Annotated in this window: 22 protein-coding genes; 4 read left to right on the forward strand and 18 right to left on the reverse strand. The window is 43.0% G+C overall.

What is annotated here, in order from left to right; all coding sequences use genetic code 11:
* Positions 1–97: 97 nt before the first annotated feature.
* From fhuB to R7E38_RS11045, 7 genes are all read right to left on the reverse strand, one after another.
* Positions 98–2,074, reverse strand: a complete 1,977-nt coding sequence (gene fhuB / locus R7E38_RS11015) for a Fe(3+)-hydroxamate ABC transporter permease FhuB (RefSeq protein WP_226083626.1) — start codon at positions 2,072–2,074, stop codon at positions 98–100.
* Positions 2,071–2,955, reverse strand: coding sequence for an iron-siderophore ABC transporter substrate-binding protein (locus R7E38_RS11020; protein ID WP_226083627.1), 885 nt, complete (start codon positions 2,953–2,955; stop codon positions 2,071–2,073). Before R7E38_RS11020 ends, fhuB begins: the two co-directional genes overlap by 4 nt.
* A gap of 11 nt (positions 2,956–2,966) precedes the next feature.
* On the reverse strand, positions 2,967–3,731 hold the full coding sequence (locus R7E38_RS11025) for an ABC transporter ATP-binding protein (RefSeq protein ID WP_226083628.1): 765 nt from the start codon (positions 3,729–3,731) through the stop codon (positions 2,967–2,969).
* A gap of 324 nt (positions 3,732–4,055) precedes the next feature.
* Positions 4,056–4,274 carry a hypothetical protein gene (locus tag R7E38_RS11030; protein ID WP_005377723.1) on the reverse strand — a complete coding sequence of 73 codons (219 nt, stop codon included), beginning with the start codon at positions 4,272–4,274 and terminating at the stop codon, positions 4,056–4,058.
* 87 nt (positions 4,275–4,361) lie between these two features.
* Positions 4,362–5,486 carry an HD-GYP domain-containing protein gene (locus R7E38_RS11035; RefSeq protein WP_226083629.1) on the reverse strand — a complete coding sequence of 375 codons (1,125 nt, stop codon included), beginning with the start codon at positions 5,484–5,486 and terminating at the stop codon, positions 4,362–4,364.
* Between the two features lie 274 nt (positions 5,487–5,760).
* Positions 5,761–6,966 (reverse strand): aromatic amino acid transport family protein, encoded by a 1,206-nt coding sequence (locus R7E38_RS11040; protein ID WP_017634024.1) that lies wholly within the window; start codon positions 6,964–6,966, stop codon positions 5,761–5,763.
* Positions 6,967–7,127: 161 nt separating this feature from the next.
* Positions 7,128–8,321, reverse strand: coding sequence for an iron-containing alcohol dehydrogenase (locus R7E38_RS11045; RefSeq protein WP_238852933.1), 1,194 nt, complete (start codon positions 8,319–8,321; stop codon positions 7,128–7,130).
* A gap of 629 nt (positions 8,322–8,950) precedes the next feature.
* Here R7E38_RS11045 and R7E38_RS11050 point away from each other — a divergent pair.
* Positions 8,951–10,216, forward strand: a complete 1,266-nt coding sequence (locus R7E38_RS11050; RefSeq protein WP_025766702.1) for an HD domain-containing phosphohydrolase — start codon at positions 8,951–8,953, stop codon at positions 10,214–10,216.
* Between the two features lie 54 nt (positions 10,217–10,270).
* On the opposite strand, the gene R7E38_RS11055 is transcribed toward R7E38_RS11050, so the two are convergent.
* Positions 10,271–10,873 (reverse strand): 2OG-Fe(II) oxygenase, encoded by a 603-nt coding sequence (locus tag R7E38_RS11055; RefSeq protein ID WP_005377733.1) that lies wholly within the window; start codon positions 10,871–10,873, stop codon positions 10,271–10,273.
* Between the two features lie 160 nt (positions 10,874–11,033).
* Positions 11,034–11,804 (reverse strand): TerC family protein, encoded by a 771-nt coding sequence (locus R7E38_RS11060; RefSeq protein ID WP_005377734.1) that lies wholly within the window; start codon positions 11,802–11,804, stop codon positions 11,034–11,036.
* Between the two features lie 411 nt (positions 11,805–12,215).
* Between R7E38_RS11060 and R7E38_RS11065 the strand changes: the two genes are divergently transcribed.
* Positions 12,216–13,154, forward strand: a complete 939-nt coding sequence (locus tag R7E38_RS11065; RefSeq protein WP_005377737.1) for a LysR family transcriptional regulator — start codon at positions 12,216–12,218, stop codon at positions 13,152–13,154.
* A 19-nt stretch (positions 13,155–13,173) separates the two neighbouring features.
* Here the strand turns inward: R7E38_RS11065 and R7E38_RS11070 are convergent, their stop codons facing one another.
* The 4 genes from R7E38_RS11070 to R7E38_RS11085 form a co-directional block, all read right to left on the reverse strand.
* Positions 13,174–14,055, reverse strand: a complete 882-nt coding sequence (locus R7E38_RS11070) for a YjjW family glycine radical enzyme activase (RefSeq protein WP_193837397.1) — start codon at positions 14,053–14,055, stop codon at positions 13,174–13,176.
* 22 nt (positions 14,056–14,077) lie between these two features.
* On the reverse strand, positions 14,078–15,622 hold the full coding sequence (locus tag R7E38_RS11075) for a YjjI family glycine radical enzyme (protein ID WP_225496838.1): 1,545 nt from the start codon (positions 15,620–15,622) through the stop codon (positions 14,078–14,080).
* 212 nt (positions 15,623–15,834) lie between these two features.
* On the reverse strand, positions 15,835–16,458 hold the full coding sequence (locus R7E38_RS11080) for a LysE family translocator (protein WP_158156333.1): 624 nt from the start codon (positions 16,456–16,458) through the stop codon (positions 15,835–15,837).
* 201 nt (positions 16,459–16,659) lie between these two features.
* Positions 16,660–17,877, reverse strand: coding sequence for an HD-GYP domain-containing protein (locus R7E38_RS11085; RefSeq protein ID WP_225496836.1), 1,218 nt, complete (start codon positions 17,875–17,877; stop codon positions 16,660–16,662).
* A gap of 487 nt (positions 17,878–18,364) precedes the next feature.
* Here R7E38_RS11085 and R7E38_RS11090 point away from each other — a divergent pair, with 487 nt between their 5' ends.
* Positions 18,365–20,068, forward strand: a complete 1,704-nt coding sequence (locus R7E38_RS11090) for a putative bifunctional diguanylate cyclase/phosphodiesterase (RefSeq protein ID WP_226083630.1) — start codon at positions 18,365–18,367, stop codon at positions 20,066–20,068.
* 107 nt (positions 20,069–20,175) lie between these two features.
* Here the strand turns inward: R7E38_RS11090 and R7E38_RS11095 are convergent, their stop codons facing one another.
* The 5 genes from R7E38_RS11095 to R7E38_RS11115 all read right to left on the reverse strand — a co-directional run bounded on the left by R7E38_RS11095 (position 20,176) and on the right by R7E38_RS11115 (position 24,506).
* Complete coding sequence (locus R7E38_RS11095) at positions 20,176–20,649, reverse strand: response regulator (protein ID WP_005377744.1); 474 nt, start codon at positions 20,647–20,649, stop codon at positions 20,176–20,178.
* Complete coding sequence (locus R7E38_RS11100) at positions 20,636–21,973, reverse strand: ATP-binding protein (protein WP_226083631.1); 1,338 nt, start codon at positions 21,971–21,973, stop codon at positions 20,636–20,638. The genes R7E38_RS11095 and R7E38_RS11100 overlap by 14 nt, the downstream gene beginning before the upstream one ends.
* Positions 21,974–21,976: 3 nt before the next feature.
* A complete protein-coding gene (locus tag R7E38_RS11105) occupies positions 21,977–23,395 on the reverse strand; it encodes an SLC13 family permease (RefSeq protein WP_017634015.1) in 1,419 nt (472 codons plus the stop codon).
* 248 nt (positions 23,396–23,643) lie between these two features.
* Positions 23,644–24,108 carry a GNAT family N-acetyltransferase gene (locus tag R7E38_RS11110; protein WP_222712230.1) on the reverse strand — a complete coding sequence of 155 codons (465 nt, stop codon included), beginning with the start codon at positions 24,106–24,108 and terminating at the stop codon, positions 23,644–23,646.
* A 35-nt stretch (positions 24,109–24,143) separates the two neighbouring features.
* Positions 24,144–24,506, reverse strand: a complete 363-nt coding sequence (locus tag R7E38_RS11115; RefSeq protein WP_017634013.1) for a hypothetical protein — start codon at positions 24,504–24,506, stop codon at positions 24,144–24,146.
* Positions 24,507–24,985: 479 nt separating this feature from the next.
* On the opposite strand from R7E38_RS11115, the gene R7E38_RS11120 reads away from it, so the two are divergent.
* Positions 24,986–25,543: a DUF3750 domain-containing protein gene (locus tag R7E38_RS11120; RefSeq protein WP_042522865.1), complete on the forward strand. Its 558-nt coding sequence runs from the start codon at positions 24,986–24,988 to the stop codon at positions 25,541–25,543.
* The last annotated feature ends 4 nt before the right edge of the window (positions 25,544–25,547 follow it).

Here is a 25,547-nt window from a genome sequence, read left to right on the forward strand (position 1 = left end):
AACCAGAGGTTTTGCATAAAGCACTCGCATAGGTTACGAATGCCACTACGAGTGCTTATTTGTATAAGTACTTTCTTGGTTGAGGCTTAGCTCATTTCTATAAGCGGCGTAAACCCCACATTAAATACAAACCGCCAATGAGAGACGCCATAAGCCCTGTTGGTATTTCTTGCGGGTAAAGGACCTGTCGTCCCAACCAATCAGCCAACAACATCACCCCTGCCCCCAGTATCGCGGCGCATAACATGTGTTGTGACGCTTTGTTAAAACCAAATAAGCGAGCTAAATGCGGAGCCAACAACCCAACAAAGCTAATCGGGCCAACAACCAATGTCGCACTGACCGTGAGACAAGCAACTAAAAGAAGCAGTATTGCGCGTGAACGATCAACTCGAATTCCAAGTGCTTTAGAGGAAGCGGCACCGACAGGAAGAATATCTAGCCATCTTACGCAGAGAAAACTCAACCCTATAAAGACAAGCGCAGATAAAGACAATGGGAGTAACGTTTCAACCGAGACATAGTAGGTAGACCCAGACAACCAAGCCAATGCTTGATAACTTCTTGGGTCACCAGTGGCTAGAATAAAGCTCTGTATTGCATTCATCAGTGCGGTTATCGCAATACCAGTCAACAAAATACGCTCCGGCTGAAAGCCTGACTTACGGTTTAGCAGCACAATGACTAATACCGTCGCTAATGCGCCTACGAGCCCGCCTAGAGAAAGAGTGAAAATTGACGAACCAAACCCAGTAAACATCGCGATGATCAATCCCATCGCTGTCCCTGAACTGATACCGATCACTTCAGGACTTGCCATTGGGTTTCCACTTAGGCGTTGAATCATGGTTCCAGCAATCGCCAACATTGCCCCCGCAATTGCTGCTGCAAATAATCTAGGTGCGCGCCATTCCAAAAAAATCCAATTTTGGCTAGCAAATAAGTTTGTCCACCCTTCATTTTGCACAGCAACCGTGGCAAAAAGGACAACGGAAATTAACGTACCGATCAACGCCAATGAGATCGCTTTAGGGTTTAGCTTGTAAACATGTTGACGGTGTCGAGTTAACACTGTTTGAGTATGGCCCTGCGTCTTTTGTGATAAACGAGGTAACAGCCATAACAGTAACGGAGCGCCCAATGCAGCCGTTGCTGCTCCCGTTGGTATAAAACTCGCCATTAGCCCTGGCAGTTGCTGAATAACCAAATCGGTTAAAGTCAATAACATGGCACCAATTAGCATTGATACCCAAAGCTTATGCTGGACTTTATTGATACCTATCAATCGAGTAATCGCTGGCGCCGCTAACCCGATGAAACCGATGATTCCTACGGCAGAAACCACCCAAGAAGTGATTAACACCGCAAGCCCAAGACAGACAAAACGCAACTTAGCTAGCGAGACACCTAAACTCTTGGCACCTTGCTCGGAGAGTTCCAACAGACTTAACGGCTTTGCAATCACAAATGCAACGACCATAGCAAGTGCGATTCGAGGGGCAAGATACGAGAAATCTCCCCATCCACTCTGAACAAGCGAACCGGCTCCCCATATCATTAACCCATTCAGCTTTTCGGTATTCATCATCAGAATAACCGTACTTAATGATGCAAAGTACAGGTTTATCACTAACCCAGAAACGACGACAACCGTTGGAGATAACGCTCGTCGCCATGACAACAGCATCACCAACCCCATCGATATCACACCGCCGATGAGAGCAACCAAATTAGGCGCGATATCCAACATCCAAGGTGCGAATAGCGTTGCTAACATCAAAGCAAAACTTGAACCGCTCGCCACACCAAGTGTCGTGGGTGAAGCGAGAGGGTTACGCAGCACTTGCTGCATCAATACCCCAGCAACCGCTAATCCAGCACCAGATATAATCGTGGTGAAGACTCGAGGCCACCAGCTAAAGTGAAGTAAAACAGAATCGATAGATTGAAAGTTAGGCTCCCATAAACTGCTTAGAGCTAACGAAAATGAGCTTACTTGGTACAATTGGAAAGCACCAATAGAAAAGGTAAATGCCGAAAGTAACACCACAAAGCTTAAAGGCATCGTTTTCATTGTGTTAACTCCTCGACCTTACTCGCCGTAACTAACTCTGCGAAACGGAGGGCTGAAGGCATAGAACCAAAACTCCAAACGGGCGCGACTTGCATGACCTTTTCACCAGATTGTTGAACAACATATTGCCAAAATGGGTCTTGAGAGAGCTGCTCCGCTCCACCGTAAGGTAATGGCTCTACGATAACGATTTGAGCTTTTATGCCAGCTAACTTGTCGATGCCAACTAGGCTGAAGCCCCAGCTATTCGTCTTTTCATTCCATGCATTACTCAGCCCAATCTTTTCGATAGCCTGGGAGTAAAGACTATTTTGACCAAAAACACGTACGTGCTTTGTATCCATAAACTGAATCATTAGAAGTGGCGGCTGGCCTTTATTTATACGCTGTTTTAATAAAGAGAAACGTTTTTCATATTGTTGGATAAGCGCCTCTGCTTCCGCCTCTCTTCCCAGCTCTTCACCAAACCTCCGAGTGAAACTGGTAAGTACCGACCAATCCGTAATCCCGCTTTCATATAAGTCAATGGTGGTAACCGGGGCGATATCAACTAAGCGATGCTTCATTGAGGAGAAGTACGGGGCAATAAAAATACGATCAGGTCTGAGCTCGTAAATGCGCTCTATATTGGGTTGAGTTCTTAACCCTACATCCTTCGTTTGAGGTGGTAACGGTGGCGATTTTACCCAAGCATCGTAATCTTGCCCTTGAGCAACGCCTACAGGTACGACCCCTAAAGCCAACATCGTTTCAGTTTGTGTCCAATCAGCCGACATCACCCGAGGTGATGCGTCAGCTAGTGCTTGAAAAGAACTGACCAAAAGCGCACTAAGTGAGAGAGCGAAAGAGAAATGTTTAAGTCGAGTGTTTGTACTGCTCATTATTCCAACCTTTAGCTTGGCATCGCCACCGGATAACCCGCAGGGTGGTCAGAGATCATCATCTCTATCCCATATATGTCCCTCAACTTAGGTTCAGTAAACACCTGTTCAACATTGCCTTGTGCAATCAAATCACCTTGATGTAATGCAACGATGTAGTCGCAAAATCGTGCAGCCAAGTTGATGTCGTGTAATACGATAATAACGCCCAAGCCCAGTTCTTGACTGAGTTTAGAGATAAGCTTCAACATATCGACTTGATGGCTGATATCTAGCGCAGACAAAGGCTCATCAAGAAGCAAATACTCGGTTTTTTGGGCTAACAGCATAGCTAGCCACACACGTTGACGCTCTCCTCCAGATAACGTGTCCACTAAGCGATCTGCGTATTTTAGTGTGCCTGTCAACGCCATTGCTTCTTCAACAATGTCGTGATCTTTCTTACTCAAACGTCCAAGTAAACCATGCCATGGATAACGACCAAAACCGACTAAATCTCGACCTAAAATACTGTCGGTCACCGGAAGATACTGAGGCAAGTAGGCAATGTGTTGGGCGAATTTTTTCGCTGAGAGATCGTTAATGCTCGTTCCATGCAGAACCACGTCACCAGCGGTGTATGGCTGTTGCTGTGCCAGCAACTTTAACAATGTGGATTTTCCTGAACCATTGTGTCCAACAAGAGCGTATGTTTTTCCGGGTTCAAATGTCACATCAAACGCTTTTAGCAATGACTTGCCTTCAATCTCAAACTGGAGTGCTTTAGCTTCCAACATCCCTACTTCACCTAATAGCCATTTACGAATAACAGTTATTCAAAGCTCTCATTCGTTGATCACGTTTGCCGTTCTTATTCAACAGAACGATTAATAAGGGAGGTTTTATATAACAACAAAGATACAAATGCAAACCGTTGTCATTATCATTACATCAACAAGATCATTGAGAGAATTGCTAAGTGTTAGTGATAATTTGCTCTGCTGAACTTCATTAGTAAATTATAGGCAGGTCAACGAGAGCAGCGGTCTCCCACTGCTCTCGCATAAATTTGAACGAATACTGCAGCGTATGAAGAAATGAAAAATGCCGCAGTGAATACATTAATGACGAGCGTCAGCGCCAAACTCTACTTCTTTATAGATATCGGCCAGCGACTTTTTACCTTGTTTGTCTTTGGCTGAACGCTTTTTCTTAGTTTGATAATGGTATTCTTGCTCCTGAAGTGCTTGTTCGTGCTCTTTTGCTGACTCAACAAACTCAGGATTTGCAAGTGCTTGTTGGCGTAAGCGGTTTACTCTTTCAAGGGTTTCCCACAACATACTTCACCTCCAAACTTATTACTGTATATAAAAACAGTATTGTTTAAATATTCCTCCTCGTCAACATTTCAACTTTGTTACTGCTCTTCACATTAACCCCAAGCCTGTATAGTGCTCGGGATATTTGTGGATGATTTGCTTTATATAACCTTGATGCTCTCGCAGAGCATCAACACATTCTCGAGATAACCATCCCTGATATACCCATTTTTCAAGTTCTAACAATGCGTATGGGATGGACCACGCTTGTCTGTACGGATGGTGCGTCGTCATAAAATCAAAGGCATTCGCGACAGCCGTAATTTGCGCGGCGATTGGTATATCATCATTGGTTAAACCATAAGGATAACCAGTGCCATTTAAGTTTTCGTACTGATAAGTAACCATCTGCAAAAACAAAGTCACACTCGGGTGAACCGGATTTCCGATACGGGCAACTATGTCATCCGCTGAATCGATACAACGCTCAATATGTTGAATCAATATCGCCTCTTGTTCTTGAGAGTAATTTGTTCGGCGGCTAGCAATTTCAACTGGCAGCTGACTATCACCGAGCGAATGGAACTGAGCAAAAATACCAATATCTTCGACCATTTCGTCATTCAGGTGATAACGATCCGCTAACTGCGTCGCGATGATTTGGCTGTAGTACTTCATGCGTTTGGTATGCGCGTAATACTCAGGTGAGTAGCCTGGCATCATACATTGTATTCGGTTCGCTAGCGTTTCTATCGCATTGACTACTTGAGTTTCTGATTCAACCGCAAATCGAATCATTTCGAAATAAGGTTTAAGACCATTCAGCGCTTCTAAACTAAACGCATCACGTTGAGTGGAGTTCAAAAATACAAAACCAGTAAAAGCTTTGTTGTCATAACAAGGAATAGCAGCCGACGACTGATATCCGTGTTTGAGTAAAATTTGAACCCGAGGACAGTGATTAATATCATGAAGGTCTTCGACGATACGAGGAACCGCGTTTTTAGAGGCAATATTGAGGTGGTGGAGTTTACGGAATGCTGATTCGTGATGGGCTAAACACCAAGTGTCAAACTCACTTTCTGCAAATGATTTGAGCACATCTTGGTCTGGGTGATATTTTGCAAATGACACCCTATCAATACATGGCAAGTGCGCCTGCATCCTGCCTTTTAGCGTTTGCAGTTGCTCGTTAAGCGGTTTTGCAAACGGGTAAAAACTCCGGTGCGCCATGCTTCACCTCCACACCAAAGCAGAGAAACAAGAAAAGCTCATTGTGTTGCAAATTCAATGGTATTTTGAGCGGTTTTCTCCACTTAAATTATCGATATACCACAACTTAAGTGTACGAAATAAAAGCACATTTCTACCAATTTTTTCACCGGATATCTTACGGTAATTTGATCCAGATTAAAAAAGCCAACGAGCAAAACTCGTTGGCCTAACAATACTGATTGATTACGATGGATTCAGTAACTAGAGGTTATTCAAAGAACGTTCTAAACAACTAGCCTAGAGCAGGAAGCACACCTAGCGTAATTAACACCTGAGCTAATACGATGCCAGTGCCAGCAATGCCCGTTATCACTAGCGCACCTTGACCACCAGCGACGCGGTACTCCCCAGTAAAATCATCCGATTTACGAACCTTGATCACCATAACCAAAGGCAAAAAGATGGCTAAAATCGCTAAGGCAATCGCTGCATAGCCCAAAGCCATAATAAAGCCTTGAGGATAGAAAAGTGCGAAGCCTAGCGGTGGAGTAAACGTCACTAGTGCCGCAATCAAACGATTAGGCTTATCGTTACTTCCTTTGATGGTATCACCCAAAAATTCGAATAGACCCAAACTCACGCCAAGGAACGATGTCAACAATGCCAAGTCAGCAAACACACCAACAATGCTACCCAAATTTGATTGGTGTACTGTCTGAGATAGTTGACCAATCAGTGCGCTCAACCCTCCGTTCTCAACAAGCGTACTTTGGCTAACCACACCCAACGTCACGATTTGCCAAAAGATATAAATAACGAGTGGAATCGTCGAACCAATAATAACGGCTTTGCGTAAAGAAGAAGTGTCACCGTCTAAGTAATTCACAATTGCAGGTATACTTCCGTGGAAACCAAACGAAGTAAAGATCACCGGAATCGCCGCTACAACAAGGCCTTGTTCGATTGGCATACTTAACAAGTAAGATTCCGTAACGTTTGGAGCAAGAAAAGAAAGCACCGCAACCATCGCAATGAGCTTCATCGCGAACAGAACTCGGTTTACTTTATCGACCGTACCGGTACCCACTGTCACAACTAAAGTCACAATCAAGGTAAAGATTATCGTTGATGTAGGCCCTGAAATATCGAGGTCAAACCATTGTGCAAGGCGGTCTCCGAACTGAGCACCACCGCCAGCGATATACGCTGCACATAATGAGTAGAAAAGAAACAACATCGCAAAACTTGCCACCCACTTGCCTTTTTGACCTAGGATCTGTTTCGCCAAAGTATGAAGTGTAGCACTACTCTCCGCATGTTGATGAAGCTCAAGCATAAGTAAGGCAGTGAAAGCCATCAGAGCCCATAAACCTAGCATGATGATAATTGAAGTTGAAAAACCAATGCCGGCAGAGGCAAGTGGAAGCGCTAGCATACCAGCGCCTATTGTAGTGCCCGCAATAATTAGCGTACTACCGAATACTTTAGAACGACTCATTGTATATTAATCTTTACACTTTATTAGAAATTATCAGTATTAGATCGGGCAACGGCGGACCGAAACCAACACCATATTTGTATTGCCGTCGATATTGTAGGATCTTTAGCAGAAGATCAAGCAAAGTGTAAGGATAAAAAACCACACATGTAAACTATAATTTACGACTTGCTGATATTTAACAATAACTGTGTGCATTCTTCCCTGTTCATGAACTTGGGAACAGGGTAATTCCAGTGCGCCTCTTTCAGAATTAAATCAACAAGCGCATCAGCATCTTCACGTTGAATGAGCGCACTGGTTTGCTCAATATCAATAGTTGAAAACAAGGACTCCAGATTCGCCAAAAAATGCTGAGCACTTGCGTTACCTAACTGCCCCTCGGCCGTCAACTCATCGAGCTTTCTTAGTTGAGGCTCAATCTCTGATAATGAAAAGCGCAGCACAGGCAACAAGGCTAATCCGTTTGCCATACCATGAGGTATTCCATATCTCGCACCGAATGTGTGAGCAAAGGCATGAACATAACCCAAACTCGCTTTGGTAAATGCTAAACCCGCGTAATAGGATGCCATAGCCATTTTATGACGAGCTTCGACATCATCCCCTTGCATCACAGCCCTAGGAAGATATTTAAAAATGAGTTTAATAGCGGCAACCGAATAAGCCATCGTTTCTTGAGTAGCGTTTTTCGATACATAGGCCTCAATAGCGTGGGTTAATGCATCAACGCCAGTATCAGCCGTGATCTTAGGAGGTAAACCAATCATTAAATTCGCATCTAAAGCTGCCATTAGTGGCACCAACTTTGGATCCATTAAAGGGGTTTTAATGTGTGAGGAGGGATCTGACACGACCGCAGCGATAGTAACTTCACTTCCGGTTCCAGCCGTTGTTGGAATAGCAAAAAGCGGCGCTGGCATTCGCCATACCTTCAATAGTCCAGCTAATTTTTTTATTGGCCGTTTATTGGTAACTTTCGCAGCGATGACTTTTGCACAATCCATTGCAGAGCCGCCACCCAAAGCTAATATGCCCTCACAATGAAAACGATGATAAGCCTCTAGACCGCTCTCTACCTGATCATAGGTAGGATCGGGCTTAACTTGCGAGAAAACATCTAACTGTAAATCGAGTTGTGCTGCAGCCTCAAGCACCTTATCTACAATACCGACTTGGACTAACCCTTCGTCGGTAACTAACAAAACGCGTTTAAATCCCAGCTCGGTCATCGATTCTAATAGCTCATTCATCGAACCAGGGCCGGAAAACAAGGTTGGTCTCGGCATAGGAAGGATAAGGGCTGCTATTTTTAACCCTGCGGTGTAAGTCCGATATAAACGATGCTTCAACATACGAAATCCTTTTCATTTAGAGCTATCATTCTAGCTACTTTTACTACCTATGCTTACTTTGCAATCACACATTTTCAATAAACTTATCTCACTAAAAGGGCTAGCATCGCTGGGAAACCGTACCATTTTATTATCTTTCCTCAACGACATGAGCTACAGAGAAAACGTTTTCAACGACGCTCTATTGTCATGTAGTTAACAAGCTGCTTTCCCTATTACTCTGTTAGTTACAGAGCAAGCCTCGAAGAAGTCTTCTTATTTTTTGCCTTCAAAAGCAACAATATGAATTCTGTTAATCAAACATCAATACCGTGTGTCTCTGGTTGAGCCCGAACACGATCTACAAAAATAAAAATAAGAATGCGTTACATCATGATTTATTGTCGTTTTCAAATAAGTCAACAAGAGCAACAATAATCTTTCAAAACTTATACTTAGTTCAAATATCTGACTCTTAACCATGAGCTTCAGGTGATATTATTATGCAACTAGGATTATTATCCCGCCCATAATCAAAACTATGTCTAAACGCCCACCTTTTTGGGGTCTATTCGCTGTCGTACCCAATTTTTCCTATCACCTTCTGATTTGGGTTTAGCGTGGGCTAATTAGCAATGTCGGTATAAACCATGAATCATTCTTGCCATTCCCATACGGACATGGGCTTTGAAGTCGATCTGAAACAAGCACTTATCTGGGTTGCTCGAGCACTCGACTATGTCGGTGTTGATGATACGCACCATAGCCATCGTGTCGCTTACATCGCTTACCAATGTGCTCGGGTCATGAACTGGGAACCAGAAAAAGCGGAGTTTTGCTACTTCGCAGGGATGATCCACGATTGTGGGGTCTCCGAAACACAAGAACATAAAATGTTACTTGAGGAGTTGGTGCCACAAGATGTAAAAACACATTGCTTAAGAGGATACCGAAGCCTCAAGCAGTGTCGTTTGTTGCGTCAGTTTGCTACACCTGTTCTTTACCACCATACACATTGGAGTGAATTAAAATATCTTGATTTACCGCCTTTTGAAAAAGAGGTCGCTGCCCTACTCTATTTAGCCGATCGTCTCGATTTTATGCGTTCCAAATACGTCATGAACTGCCACTGTGACATTGTCACACTTCATGAAGAACTAATTGCAGAATGCATCATGGCAAACGCTGGAACTTTGTTTAATCCAGACATGGCTAAGGCAATGGTTAAGCTCGTTATGACCGACGCATTTTGGTTCGCGATGGAGTCTGAAAATATAGAAACCATCGGATTAAACTTTAAAAGCATTGATTGGCTTCAAAAACAGCTCACCATCCAAGATATGAATAGTTTGGGAATGTTTATCGCTCGAATTGTTGACGCAAAAAGCCCATTTACTTATCAACATTCGCAAAAAGTGGCGGAGTTATCTCGGTATCTAGCCATCAAGCTTGGGTTTTGTGAGCACGACCAAGAGATGTTATTTATTGCTGGGTTGGTGCATGATATCGGAAAGTTAAAAACACCAGATGAGATTCTTCATAAAGAAGGCTCTCTTAATAAACAAGAGTATACGCGTATTAAACGCCATACAATTGATACTCAGCTCGCATTACACAAAGTGTTTCCCAACGCTAAAATAGCGGAGTGGGCCTCTAATCATCACGAGCGTTTGGACGGTTCTGGCTATCCTTATCATAAAACAGGAGACGAACTCGATGTACCATCGCGTATTGTCGCGGTTGCCGATGTTTTTCAAGCTCTGTCTCAGGACCGGCCCTACCGAGGACGAATGGCTCAAGCACAAATCGCCGCGATTATGGGTGAGCAAGTCGCTAAACAAGAACTTTGTTCTGACGTCTATGCAGTGCTAGAGCGAAACATGACCGAGTGTTACGAGCTATCAACTAATGTTTAATCGATAAAGGGCGTATCTACGCCCTTTGCTGATTTTATGCTGGTTGCAAACCAATCATTTTGCAATATCAAGTACATTGTCTCGCACACCATTGATTCTGAACCAACCTGCAATACTGAAACGCTCAGCATTGGTCGGTAAAACCTCATGCGGGAATTGCTCAGATAAGAATAAAAGTAAGCGTCCCGATTGAGGAGGGATGGTTGCTATCTTATTATCATTTAGATCGTAAACCACCAATTCACCTGCATCCTTTTCCGTCCAAGATTCGTTCATGTAAAAAACGGTTGTCAATCGACGGTTTTCATTGCCCTTAAAACAATCTAGATGCTTTTGGTAGAAATCCCCTTCCTCGTACTTGGCAAAGTGAGCTTCATACTCAAAAAGCCCCAGAAACAAGTGACGGTTCACTTCTTGGCGTATTTCTTCCATCTTATCTAAGTAAGAAGTAACCGCGTGCCCCATATTGGGCGATAACCATTGAATTTTGTCACTTCGAATTGACTCAATACGAGTCACATCGTCATTACGACCAATACGCGCTTTTTTCCAGTTACTTGGAATGCAGTCTCGTAATTGAGCCACTTCTTGTTCAGAAAGAAAATCATCCCAGATGTAGTAGCCATGGGTTGCTAACGCATCGATCATTTTATCCATTATTGTCGTTCACTCATATTAGTTGGGCGGTCTATATAAAAAATCTTCAACCTCACAACAAATGCGATTTTTTGTCGAAACGACAACAAAATAAAAAGAGAGCAAAAATAGGTGATGACGAATATAAAAATGCCGCTCATATGAGCGGCAATATCTTTTATTATTGACGAGCTTCTAATCTCGTTGGATGAACTCGCAACGGACTAAGACGTTTAATAGTCGGGCGTTGTTTGTTTTTTAACTGGATATGACAAAGTTCCAGAATTAAGCCGAATGCCATCGCAAAATACACATAACCTTTGTTGATATGAATTTCGAAGCCTTCTGCCATCAATAAACCACCTAACAAAACGAGGAATAACAAAGCAAGTGTCTTAAAACCAGGGTAACACGACACCAGGTTATTGATTTTTTCTGCTGTCATGACCATCACGATAGCAGAAGAAACAATCGCTGCGACCATAAGTGGGACATCACTTGTCAAACCAACGGCGGTTATCACCGAGTCCATCGAGAATACAGCATCCACGGCAACAATCTGCAACAGAACTACCGCTAAACCAGTACGGGCGTGAGTTGAGTGAGCAGACTCGTTGTGATTTAACCAACTCCACAACTCTTTCAGGCTTTTAGCCAAGAGGAATGCACCACCCGCAATCATGATGACATCTCTTCCGGTAAACGCTTGGTTCGCCAAAGAAAATAGCGGTTGAGTCAATTGCATGATCCAAGAGATTGAAAACACTAAACCAATACGAGCAATAACAGCAAGACCAATACCAAGGTTTCTTGCCAGTTTACGTTGGTGCAGCGGCAGTCTTTCACATAAGACAGAGATAAAAACGACGTTATCAACGCCTAAGACAACTTCAAGCGCAAACAAAGTGGCGAAAATAGCCCAAGCTTCTGGTTGCATAAAAAGTTCTAGCATGAGCATGTCTCCAATAATAAGAAGACATATGGTGAAGGGTTTTGTCGACTAAAGGGGTCGTCCATTAATTATTTATACCTTTGTTACTGAGGGAGCATGAGTAAATCACCAAACAATCAACAAAACAATATCTATTTTAATTAACAAGGAACAAGTTTAATTCGTGTACAAATCAATCAACTCCTCCAAATTGATTAAAATTACATAGAAGCTTTAGAATTGAATAAATGAAAGCATTAAAGTCCAACAAAACTAAGATAAATTTCTAGACTTATAAGCACCATCAATCCTTATGCAACCCATTAAATGCATTGAGCTCAAAGAGAAACAGGCGTATTTCCGAGATAAACAATAGTAAAAATTTGTTTCATGCTGATATACTGCCAAAAATCATAAGAAACCATGCTATTTATGGACTACATTGCTCTTTCGCGTATAAGCCTTAAACATCTAACTGTTTTACATATGTTGTTAACCACTCACAGCGTCACACTTGCGGCAGAACGCTTGTGTGTAACACCATCGAGCGTCAGTAAAACGCTCGGACAGTTGCGCGAAACGCTAAAGGATGACCTTTTTTACCGTGATGGCACTCGCTTAGTGCCGACCGCATTTGCGCTGCATATAGGCCCATCAATCCATGGCATACTCTCCAGTATGAATGGATTATTACATCAAGGCTCTTTCAATCCGGCTTACTATCAAGGTAGTTTTTCATTAGCAATGCGTGAAAGTTCATTTGAGCTCTTTGCGCCAGTTCTACAGCACTTGTCCCAACAACTGAGCAATCACGCGCACTTGAATGTCCATGCGAAAGAGGAAATGAGCTTCGATGCATTAGCAAGAGGTCAAGTAGATTTTTTGTTGCTTCCTCACGATCTCAGCCAACCACCCACACAAAATAAAGACTTGGTCTGGAAAACCATTTTGAAAGACGAAATGGTTTGCTTAATGAGAGCATCGAACCCACTTGCTGAGCAACCCTTATCTGTTGAAAGTTACCTTTGTGCAAGACACATCGGTATTCATGATAAAGATCTGTCACAACCTTATTTTGAGCAAAATCTCACCCAAAGGCATTCAAAACGAAACTTGGCCATGCGTGTAGCCGACTTTGGTTCAGCTGCGGTGATGTGTCAGCACTCGGATTACTTGTTCACATGCTCCAAGCTTTGGGCAAGAGCGGCAATGCAAGCAAAAGGTTTGGTTGAGCAAGCTCTTCCATTCGATTACGGGCAAGTAGCCTACAGCCTCGTTTGGAACAAAGCGAGCTTAAACGATCCCGCTTTAAAATGGTTACAGCAACAATTACTCGACGCTTGCGCCATGTTAGATGCCTGTGATGCGTAAGCATAGATAAACAACGGTACTACGTGAGTACTGTCGGCACTGTGATAGGGTTACTCACGTAGCATCGAAGCTCTGATTTTAAGCGTTCGATATCATGATGAGAGCACGTATCCCAAGTTAACGCCTCCCCCACTACTCCGTGATGCTGAAAGGCATTTAAACGGATAAGCACCGATTCAGGAAGAGTACTCAAGTAACGTCCAATTGCTACGATTTCTATATCTAAATCACTTTTTTGGGGAATATGCAGTAAGCGGACCTCGTACAATTTTTCGTGTTCAACTAGGTATTGAAGGGTTTTAAATACACGATGATTATCACGCCCAGTTAGCCACTGATGCGTCTCCGTCTGCCACGCTTTCAAATCGATCATTGCGCCATCCAGAAAAGGTAGAATACGCTGCCAACCAGCAACCGCTAAAGAACCGTTACTGTCGATGAAACAAGAGAGGTGCCGTAATTCAGGATCTTGTTTTATCCCTTTAAACAGCTCAATAATGAAAGGAAGTTGTAAGGTAGATTCCCCACCGGATACTGTAACACCACTGATGAAAAAGCGATGCTTGCGTATCAAATCGAGCATTGTTACTACAGAGTAGTCAGTAATTTTTGGATTAGATTGGTTCTGACATATCTCTATACAATGATCGCAGTGGGTGCACTCCTCTTTAAGCCAAACAACGTTGTTGTTTTCGTCGAACTTCAATGCGCCTGCTGAACATTCACTCACACACTCACCACAATGATTACAATGGTTTATCGTGTGAGGATTGTGGCAGTTCAAACACTGATAGTTACAACCCTGTAGAAAGATGACTAGACGATTTCCTGGCCCATCAACACAAGAGAAAGGAAGGATACGAGTGACTTTTGCCAAAAGGCTTCCACTTCGTCTAGACATCTTGTTCTTTCCTAAACCGAACTTATGCCTGCGTGTAAGTCGGTGTTACTTCATGACTCACCACACGTGGCGAGCGTTCTAAAATTTTGGTATTTTTTGCTGCTTCTGCACCTAGAAACGTCGTGTTGGTTCTCGAACCTTCTTTATCATATTTCGCGACATCTGAAAGTTTGATCATGTAGCCTGTCACGCGAATTAAGTCATTTGAAGTGACATTCGCGGTAAACTCACGATAACCAGCATTTAGTGCCCCTTTACATAAATTGAACATCGCTTCTGGGTTAGATTTCACCGTTTCATCAATCGTCAAAATATCGCTGATACCCGCACGATAATACTGATGATGCTTCGCCGTTGCTTGTACATAAGTGACAGCGTCTGGCTCTGCACCATAAGGCAGACGTACACCTGGCGTAACATCATGATCTAAGCTAATGCCGCCTTGTGCATGTAAGAGCGCTTTGCCATCTAAACCATATTTCACCGGGGTTGAGTCCACCAGTTTAGCCAGTGTTGCTGAAACATCATGAGCAAAAGTATTTGCTCGATCATTTTTTCCGTATCGCCCTATTTGCCCTTCTTTTTCAAATAGAAGGTTTACCGCTTCGGCCATGCCGTAAACGCCATACATTGGCGCGAAATAGGACTCTTTTATCAACCCTTCTTGCGTCAAAAAGCCTTGAAAGAAGTTCGATTTTTCATGCAAGTGCGTGCTTCTTGCGTTTATGAGCTCGACCATTAATCGATGGTAAGAAGGCAACGCACTGTTTAAGAAGTCGTTACAGTCTGATGCTCGTTTTGCAACTTCTTTTAAATTCATTCGCACCAATGTGTTCGAGCCACCTGCTAATGGAAGCGAGTTGTAGCAACTTACAATACCAAAGCGTGAGCCGTTGTAGGCTTTCGCGTGCATTGGGTAATTGGCAATATGCGGTTTACTGCATTCACAAATGTTCTGTGTCGCTTGACGAAGTAAATCATCAGGTGTAACTGTCTCGTCGTACATAAAGGTGAGATTCGGTGCGATCTGCTTGAGCTCCGCATCTACTTTTAAAACAGTGCGACAAATAATGTTGTCTGTCGGTCCGACATTCACATGCATAAACGCATCTGGCAATGTGCGATCCAGCATGATCCAAAAATGTTTTAACTTTTTGTAAATCTGGCTCTCTGTTAGGTCGCCTATGTAAGGCAACAAGACATCATCTAACTGGCCTAAGTAAACCGGAATGTTCGTTACCGAAGGAACATGATGGTAAATGATGGTCAGCATGTTCAACGCATCATCGAAATCATCAGCCGGAGACAACTCTAAATAGTCTGAGCCTTGCGATAGAAATTTAGCGTAATCAGGCAACACATAGCGAGGTTTAAACGGTGCATGACCTTCAAACATATCGCAGATGATGCCTTCATCCATTGCTTGTCTCAGTGATGGAGATACGGTCATGTAAGGAATGCACGCTTCAGCCTCTAAAGCTAAACAACTCGACTTCTGTTTTGGAGAAAGACGGACGTCGGTCGCGATATCTAGAAAACGTTGTTGTAGTTTAGAAAGGCTTGTCATCTAAGATATTCCTACAAAGTAACCACAAGCCCACAAGACAAAATACGAGCTCTACCCCTAAAGAGTAACGTGATTTTACTCCTGCTTGGCTGTTGCCACTAATGAAAATAAACAAAACGTCTATTTCCATTCTGGAAATAAGACAAAGCTAAATTAGCGCATTCCAACTTACTATATGGGAAAACCTAACTGCGTACCGAAATCTGTCTTACTTATCGGTTTGCCGTCGACAACATCACGCCTGCACCAATAAATACTCCACCAGTCAAACGATTGAACAACTTCGCCCTTCCAGCGACAAACAACCAATCGGAGGCTTTTACCCCTAACAATGCATAAAATGTTAGCCAGCTAAGCTCAAAAACCACAAATGTAGACGCGAAAATCGCGTATTGAGCCAGTAGCGGTGCGGAAGGTTCAATGAATTGAGGAAACAAAGCGGTGAAAAAGACTATCGCTTTGGGGTTACTAGCGCCAACAATGAAACCACTAGTGAACGCGCTGAACGCTGTCGCGGAACTTTGAGTCGTTGCCGTTTTATTAAAATCTCTCTGAGATGAGCGCAACGCTTGAATACCTAACCAGATTAAATAAGCGGCACCACACCATTTGATAATATTAAAAACTAACTCAGATGAAGCAATGACAACTCCCAACCCGGTAAATGAGAGCGTAAGGATGATCGTAATCGCAGACAAACTGCCAAGCGCAGTCATGAAAGCAATACGAAACCCACTACTCACTCCTTTACTCAAACACAACAGTGAGCTTGGTCCTGGTGAAGCAGTGAGCACGAGAATGGCAAGAGTGTAAAAAATCCATGTATCTATTTGCATTGGCATCCCTTCCAGCAAAATGAGGTTTATAGCCCATTGTGTAGAACTATTTTATCGCCCGGTTTCTATCCATGATAGCCGAGGTCTTAATAACCATCTTGCATCTAAATAACTTAGAAAAAATTAATAGATAGTTATGCAAATAAAATACGTTCTACATGCAAGGGTGTAAAGCCTGTTGTATAAGCTTATCTATTTCTCTTAATCATAAAAAGGCTTAGGATCGATCTCTAACGATGAAGGCGCGATCGCTCTTTCAATTTTGTACGCACTCGTTTTTAAGTCCACCATCGTGACATCAATGTATCGTTTATACTTGCGGGAGTAGAAACATTTCACTTCTGGCTTTAATGCTTGAGATTCATTTGAAGACCAAACAATACCAACACGCCCATCGTTCAATTCGACAATGGAGCCTACGGGGTACATCCCAATGCAATTAATGAATTTGTAAACTAAGTCTGCGTCTAAATGAAATGGCGTTAGACTCAACAAGATTTTAAACGCTTCCGCAGAACTCATGCCTTTTTTGTAACAGCGATCAGCCGTTAGCGCATCGTAGATATCTACAATACAGCTCATACGGCCGTGAATTGGAATCTCATCCCCCTTCAAGCCTCTAGGATAACCATTGCCATCTAACTTCTCGTGGTGCATCAAACAAACATCACGGCTTACTTCACTAAGCCCTTTTACGTGAAGGATAATCTCACCTGCGAACACTTGATGTAGCTTCATATGTTCAAATTCTTCAGGCGTTAGCTTCGCTGGCTTGTGCAAGATCTTATCATCGACTTTAATTTTACCTACATCATGAATAATGCCACCTACAGCAAGCTGTTTTAGCGTTGGTTTATCCAAGCCCAAGTACTTACCGAATGACACTAAAAGACAAGCGACATTGACGGAGTGTTCCAATAAATAAGAGTCTTTTTTTCGGAGTGCAGAGACACACTGCAACGCATCTGAGTCAATAAAAACACTTTCAATGACATCGTCAGCCCAAGCTTCTACTTCATCAACTTCTATGATTTTTCCTTCAAAAGTTTGATTCAATAGTTTTTGCGCCAAATCTTTTGCTTCGGCGATCAGCCTTTTGGCTCGCTTGTGTTGGATGTCTCTCGAACGATAAGCTCGTTGACCCCTCTTAAAATCGGAGTGTTTCTGCTCTCGCGTCTCTTTAGTGGCATCAGCTGATTCATCTACAGGCTTGAAGACACACTGCTGCGAAGATAATGTTTGATCTACCCAAACATACTTTACGCCACTTGTAGCAAGCTTCTTAATGCCTTCAGGGCTAGATATCCGCCCTGCATTGGCTAAATTGACGCGCTTGTTGTGCTCTATCGCGGTAACAAACATACCAACGCCGATATCAGCGAGCGCAATTTTGATGGAATTTTTCGGATCGTACTGCATATAAAGAAGGCTTACTCGATATTAACGTCCGCATTATAAGAGATTTGATTACTTGGCGTGATAATAAATTTGAATTGATTACAATTAATGAGCATCCTGTCAATTAATAATCGGTCGCGCTCATTAAGTCCTTTTTGTTATTATGGTTTTATCCAAGATAACATATATACAAATGACGTTAGAAAACAACACATTGGTACCGACACAACTGAAAATAACTTTAGGATAATTATTCATAAATATTTATAGATTGCGGACGGCATCAATAACTGTATTTTATAAATGATTTTTACTGTTGACTATTTTTTATAAATGTCGATGATTAGCCGCCTAATCTTAGTATGTTATTAACCTAGTAGCGCATAAAATGATAGCCAAACAATTTGAACTGACACTTTTGTGATTGTAATGTACGCCAGCAGATCAACTCTATGTTATCAACCCCAACACTCATCTCTGATGCTAAAAGGCTCGAGGAGGAAATATCTTGACCACCCTATTTGACCAACAAGTCTCAGATAGTGACCGAGAGTTCCTAAAAATCGTCGAAGAACGATTCATTCATATCTTCGATGTATTTAACGAAGGCCTCTTTTACATGGATGAGTTTGGCACCATGGTATTTTATAACAAGGGCTTTTATGAGCAGCTTGGTATCAACGCTGGTCGAATCAGCTTAGAGCAATGGTTAGACCTTGTTCACCCTCTCGATCGAGAAAGACTCTCCACTCGGGTCGATGCTCACATCATTACCAACAACACGAGGGTCACAACGACCTACCGCGTGCGTAAACCCAATGGACAGTACGTCTGGATTGAAGGCGTAGCCATGACCAAAGAAACAGAACATGGTCATTATATGGTTGGTAGCCACCGTGATATTTCTGAACGCAAGCTGATGGAAAGCTACATTCATCAAGTCGCATTTCATGACAATGCGTCAGGTATGGCTAATCGCGCCCATCTCTTGCTGGATATTGAAGATAGTGTGCGAGCCACTGATTCTTGTGCATCTATCTGTTACATTCAGATAGAAGAGATTAAATCTTACTTAAATCAATATGGCAGCGAGTTGGTCGATGGGTTAGTGGAAAAATTGCTACAAACTCTCAGTCACCTACCTTCTCCAAATAGTTCTGTATATCGCGTACATGATGATGACTTTGCGATTTTGATTCACGATGAATGCTCGGTAGAAACGCTGCAAAGTTACGCCGAAAGTTTAAAGGAAACCTACCACGAGGCAGTGATTGAAGAGGGCCAATACTTAGGAAGTAACATTAGTATTGGTTTGTATCCTTGCATAGATCCAAGTCACTCAGCAGAGGAAATATTACGTAAAGCAGCACGAACTTGTCAGTACGCAAGCGAGCAGAATAAAGACCGTGTTGCGGTTTACAGTGAGAAAACTCAGCATGCCGTAGACCGTTATTTCTTTATTGAACAAGGTCTAAAAAGTGCACTAGAAAAACAGACATTAAGCGTTAAGTTTCAGCCAATTATTGACGCCAAAAGCTCAAAAGTAGTGAGCTTCGAATCTCTGGTTCGCTGGCGTAGCAAAGAGTTTGGCGAAATTTATCCAGACGAATTCATCCCCGTCGCAGAGAACAAAGGTTTGATTGTCGAGCTCGGATATCAAGTCTTTGCCAAAGCGTGTGAATTTATCAAAAACTACCGTGAGCGTTACCAAAACCAAGTTCGTGTAAACGTGAATGTTTCTGTACTTCAGTTAATGAATAGTGAATTCCCTGCGCGAATTAAAGCCATGGCGGATGAGATTGGTGTCGATCCTGAGTCTATTGTGTTGGAACTAACAGAAACATTTATTTTGGATAATAATCAGACAGCCATTGCCCCTCTGAATACCCTCAGGGAACTAGGATTTGCACTCTCTCTGGATGACTTTGGATCTGGTTACAGTTCATTAAATAGCTTCTTCGACCTCCCGATGACACAAATCAAAATTGATAGGTCGATGGCGTGGAAAACACTAACCAACCGCTCTTCACAAGAATATCTGAAGTTTCTTATCACTATGTGCCAGGAAAATAATATTGAAGTAGTGATTGAGGGAATTGAAGACGCCAAAATGTGTGAATTTTTTACCGAAATGGGCGTCGATTATCTGCAAGGTTATTGGTTCTCTAAGCCACTTTCTGTTGCCAGTGCAAGCCGCTATTCGTTGAGTTAAGCATACTAGAGCAATATTCCGCACGGCCACGTTAAACATGCTGAACTATTCACTATAGATTTCAGACACTAACTGGCCGTGACGAAAACAAAGCTTAATGCCCCCTATTAACGTAGGCGTTCAAACACCACACTCTGATCTAAATGCTCGTGATACTGAGTGTAATCTAAGCCCACATCAAAGATATATTGGGTCACCAAGTTTCTAACACACTCTATTAATTGGCTTGCTTGCCATGGTTTTTCAAAGTAGCGGTCAATGCCTGCGGAGTTGATCGCATTAATCGTATCGGTGTGCGTCGCTTGCCCGGTAAGAAGCACTTTCCTCGTAAAGCCAAAACGACCGTCTTTTGATACATCGGTCAGCAGTTCTACTCCCGTTTTACCTGGCATCACATGATCGGAAATAATCAATGCGATCATCTCGCCTTCTGCATCAAATTCATCCATCAGTTCTAGAGCCTCACCTGCTGATTCGCAGTCTTCGACATTCAACCATTGATTTAACGGCTCTAAATCTTGTAGAACCGCGCTTAGTACCTCTCGTTGGTCATCAACGCAAATTACATTAAGCTTCTCCATGTTCACCCTCTACTGGTAACTTGATTCTAAAAATCGTTTTTTCACTGTCGCTCTTTACCACAATAGAGCCGTTATATCCGGCGATAATGCGCTTCACAATCGACAGACCTAACCCTAAACCAAACGACAATCCCCCCTTTTTAGTGGTGAAGTTTGGCCGGAAAATTTTTCTACGTGTCGCTTCATCAATTTCTGGTCCATTGTTAGCAATCGTGACCAAAATTTTACCCTTACTCTCCCGAGTATGTATTTCGATACCGGGTTTCTCCGTTTCACCAAGTGCATCGCACGCATTCTTTAATATATTTACCCAAACTTGGACGAGTTCGGTTTGAGAACCAATAAAAGCAGGTAAATCCGCAGGGCTAAAACGAACACTCACTCGTCTTAAGTCACTTTGCAATAGAGCCAAGGCGCGATTGATTGAATCATTGATGTTAATCGCTTCATCCAAGTCGATATCCGTGCGCCCCAATTGTTTTAAGGATCGCACAATGCCAACGGTATGTTTAGAAGCGATGCGTAAGTCATGGAGATCTCGCCCCATTTGCCAGAAACGTATCGCTTCTTCTGGTCTTTTTAGCCAATGTTCCGAAAGGAAATTATTTGGAACGGCACGAGCAAGATCACGAGCAACCTCCTTGGTTAAACCGTAGTATTTTTCGAAGTGGCGCCCCCGCTTTCTCGCTTCGCTAGAAGAGACTTTCTGCCCTTGCATTAAACCAAAATCAAAAAATTGACTCGCTTCCGGATGAACTTCTTCAAGCAGTTCCATGATAACTGTCTCTAGCCGTTCTGATTTACTACTTACAACGCCTATCGCATTGTTCAACTCATGAGCAATACCCGCTGCAAGCTGCCCCAACGTTGTCATTTGCTCTGCGGTATGAAGCTTTTGTAGTGCTTTTTCTTTAGCCAATGCCTCTTGCATTGCGCGCCGTTGACGACGAGATAATTCGTTAACCATCACAGGCATAAATTGTGTCGTCAATGGTCCGTATGTCGCCTCTTCCACGGCAGGCGTATCACGCTGTATCCAAGCCAATTCAACATCTGTTTGAGCAATCACTGTCGAAGAGGCAGTCCACGTACCAGAAAAGAAACTATGTACGCCAATAAACGCACCTTGAGACGCAGAAAATACCTGAATCGGTTTCTTGTCATCTTCCGCGTAATAGCCCGCAAGTTCTCCCGACAGCACATAGTACAAGCGATCGTTGTAGCCAGCTTGCTCAATAAGCACCGACCCGGATAGAACCGTTAATCGGCGTTCAAGGTGATTAAAGTAGCGTTGTACTAACGCGTCTAACTTCGTTTCGTACATGGGTTATCCAATATGCCCAACAGTATGTAAAATCCACACCATCACAAAGCTGAGTAATACGCCAATCACGCCTAGCACGGCACCGATACGAGCCATTTGGCCGCTCTCGACATGCCCTGTTGCATGAGCTAACGCGTTTGGTGGCGTACTGATTGGTAACGACATACCGAGTGAAGCGGCAAATGTCACGACCAAGATCAGAGTAACTTCACCGCCGAGAGGCGTTAACGAAGCCATAGAGGTACCTAACGCAGCCATAATCGGCATCAGCAAGTTTGCGGTGGCTGTATGCGACATAAAGTTTGCCATTAACAAGCACAAGAAAGCCGCACCAAACAAGACAACATATGGCGAGAACTGATCAAACGGAATGCTGTGTACCACCAGCTTCGCAAGCCCGGTTTTATCTAGAGCAAGGCCCAGAGCAATACCGCCTGACACCAACCAAAGCACATCCCAAGAGATTTTCTTCAAGTCTTCTTTGTTAATGATGCCCGTCAATGAGAACACTGCGACCGGAATTAATGCTACTGTGTAAGAATTCATTCCATGTGCAGAACCCATCAACCAAAGAATAATCGTGCCGGCAAAGGTGACGTAAACCATTATTGCTTTGGGTGTTTTCAAAAACTTGCTTTTAATGTTCAGATCGATGGTGGTTTGTTCGGCTTTATACAAAAAGCCAATCAGAAACCAGGCTAACGCCATCATCACAATAACGAATGGCACACCAAATACCATCCATTCACCAAACGTAATTAAGTTGTCACCAACCAAATATTTTAGGGCGATGGCATTCGGTGGCGTGCCGATTGGAGTACCAATGCCACCAATGTTGGCCGCAACAGGAATACACAAAGCGAATGCAATTCGACCTGGGTCTTTAGGCCCGAAAACCGCTATCACAGGGGTTAAAATGGACAACATCATCGCTGTTGTTGCGGTGTTTGACATAAACATGGAAAAAACAGCGGTGATCAGCATCAACCCCAGCATAACGAACTTTGGTTTTTGTCCAAATGGTTTGAGTAACACTCGGGCTAAGTTGACATCTAACCTGTACTTTGTCGCCGCCATAGCCAAAAAGAAACCGCCGAGGAAGAGCATGATAATCGGACTAGCGAAGGTCGCCATTATCTCGTTGTATTGTAATAGCTCACCAAAATGTGGCTGCCCTTCTTGCAAACGAAAGAGCACAATACCTTTATTTGATACAAGCAATAGCTCTAGGACAATGATCACAACCGAAGTGGCGTAGATTGGAATTGGCTCGAATACCCAGCAAAGTGCGGCAAGCAAGAAGATTGCAATCACTCTTTGCTGGACGATAGTAATGCCATCAAATGGGAACGCAGAGAGAGGCATCAACCAAACAAGCAATGGTATCAATGTTGGAACAACGTATTTGAGATAAGGGCGCATAGTACTACTTCTCTTCCTGAGATGGTTAGCCAGACACATTTGGCGTTTGGAACGCTATTACCCGCCGCAAAACCAAAACTTTCAGACTGTTTTTAAGCCTTCAGAGACGAAATGCGGTAATGGCGTTCCAGAGAAGATTATGTACACTGTTTTCAAACAAAACGTTGGTGCGAGATCAATGAACTCGTTTTCACATTGGAAAACATTTTATATCTGTGTTCAAGCTCACTAAATGCTCATGATTTAAGTTAAATATACTTTTCCATCATAAAGTTAGTTAAGGTTTCTCCCCTAACCTCAACACGTTGTCGAGACTTAACTGTGAAACCCATTTTCTCGTAAAAAGGTCGGGCGGTAATACTCACTTCAGAATACATTCGTTTTATCCCCTGTACTTTCGCCTGTGAACAAAGAAAAGACATCAAATCACGACCAACACCTTGTCCTTGGTATTCATGATGGCAAAAGAAATGATCAATCAAGCCGTCACCTTGCAAATCACAATAGCCAACGACCTGCCCTTCTATCTCCGCGACGTATGGTTGAATATCGTCCATTTTTCGTTGCCACACATCGAGGTCAAAATCTGATGGTGCCCAAGCGGAAACTTGTGATTCCGTATAATCGCGACGATTAATGATTCGCACAGTATGGTAAAAGAGTGCCCACAGTGTTGGGGCATCCTCGGTGCGATAGCAGCGTATTGAGAGCATCAATTTCCTCATTCCTATTCAATAAATACTAAGCATTAACGCAAAGTGATACTAGTGAACTCATCATTTTCAATGCCAATCACTAAAGGCTTCCCAATCTGATCACTGTTCATCAATACGGTTGTATTCAGCTCTCGGCTTGATCTGCGTATATTGCTTTTTCTTATGATATGAATATTCACAATATAATCGGAATACTCCTTTGTGATTCCGCCGGAAAATTCTACGTGCTCACTTTCATTGTCTCGGACAACATGAAATTTTCGATTGGCTTGAATATCAGTACTGATGGAGGAGTCACCATAGTTCAGCACAACGGACGTTGGTTCGCTATCTTGATTGGCAAAACAGCCAAATGCGAACATGCTTAATGCGAGTATACTTTTTGATTTAAACATTAATTATTCTATTTCTAGTTATTTTTCTGCTATTTGCATGACCAAACAGCACTTGTTCTGTGAGCGCCTATTGTGCCATAGCTGAACGCTGACTCTAAACGCGCAAAAAGATGAGCGATGAAAATTCCGCCCAAAACAAGCAAATGTGAGACAATGTGAGGGTCCCAAACTCACTCAACCAGTCAAAATCCACTGTAAACCTCTGTTTTTTAATGCTTTTAATTCATGTGACCGTGTAAGGAACACATACAACCTCTTACTTTTTCATACGCAACTAGACGAATCGTTCGAGAAATACGGCACCGTCTATGCCACATGTTACAAATCGGCTTACCTTATTATTACGTATGAACTGGAATTATGGCACTAACTTCCCTCTCTCTTTTAATAAGGAGAGGATTTCAACAATCAGACTTGCCACGTTTTTATAGCTAAAATCAATAGAGCGTTACCAGCATCGGTTGGTCTAGGAGCAATAAATGAAAGACCCTCTCAACTTTACTCACCTTGTAAAAATTGGGTTCATGTCAATCGCGGTTATGCTGGGTGGATGCACTCAAGGAGATTGGCGTACCGCAAGCAGAGAACCTGCGGGTATCGCACCCGATCCTTCTAATGTTAAGCATGCTGTGATTGAGTTTTATGCCGCAGATGCGTTTGGTTGGCGAGGCTGGTTTGCCGTTCATACATGGTTTGCAATAAAGCCTGAAAATGCGAACGAATATACAGTGTATGAAGTAGTCGGCTGGAGAGTGAATCGCGGACAACCCGCTCTATATCAGTACCAAACTGGGACGCCAGATCGATATTGGTATGGTGCAAAACCAGAAAAGATCCTCTCCATACAAGGTGAAAAGGCCCGCCAGCTTATCCCTAAAATACAAAGTGTTATTAACCAATACCCTTGGGCTGAAGAATATACGCTGTTTCCAGGGCCAAATAGCAATACATTTCCAGCTTGGGTGGGTAAACAAATTCCAGAATTAGAGCTGAACTTGCCGTTTCGCGCAATTGGTAGCGGTTACGCCAGCGATTAACAGC

The organism is Vibrio sp. Vb2131, from assembly GCF_033338535.1.
GTDB classification, from domain to species: domain Bacteria; phylum Pseudomonadota; class Gammaproteobacteria; order Enterobacterales; family Vibrionaceae; genus Vibrio; species Vibrio alginolyticus.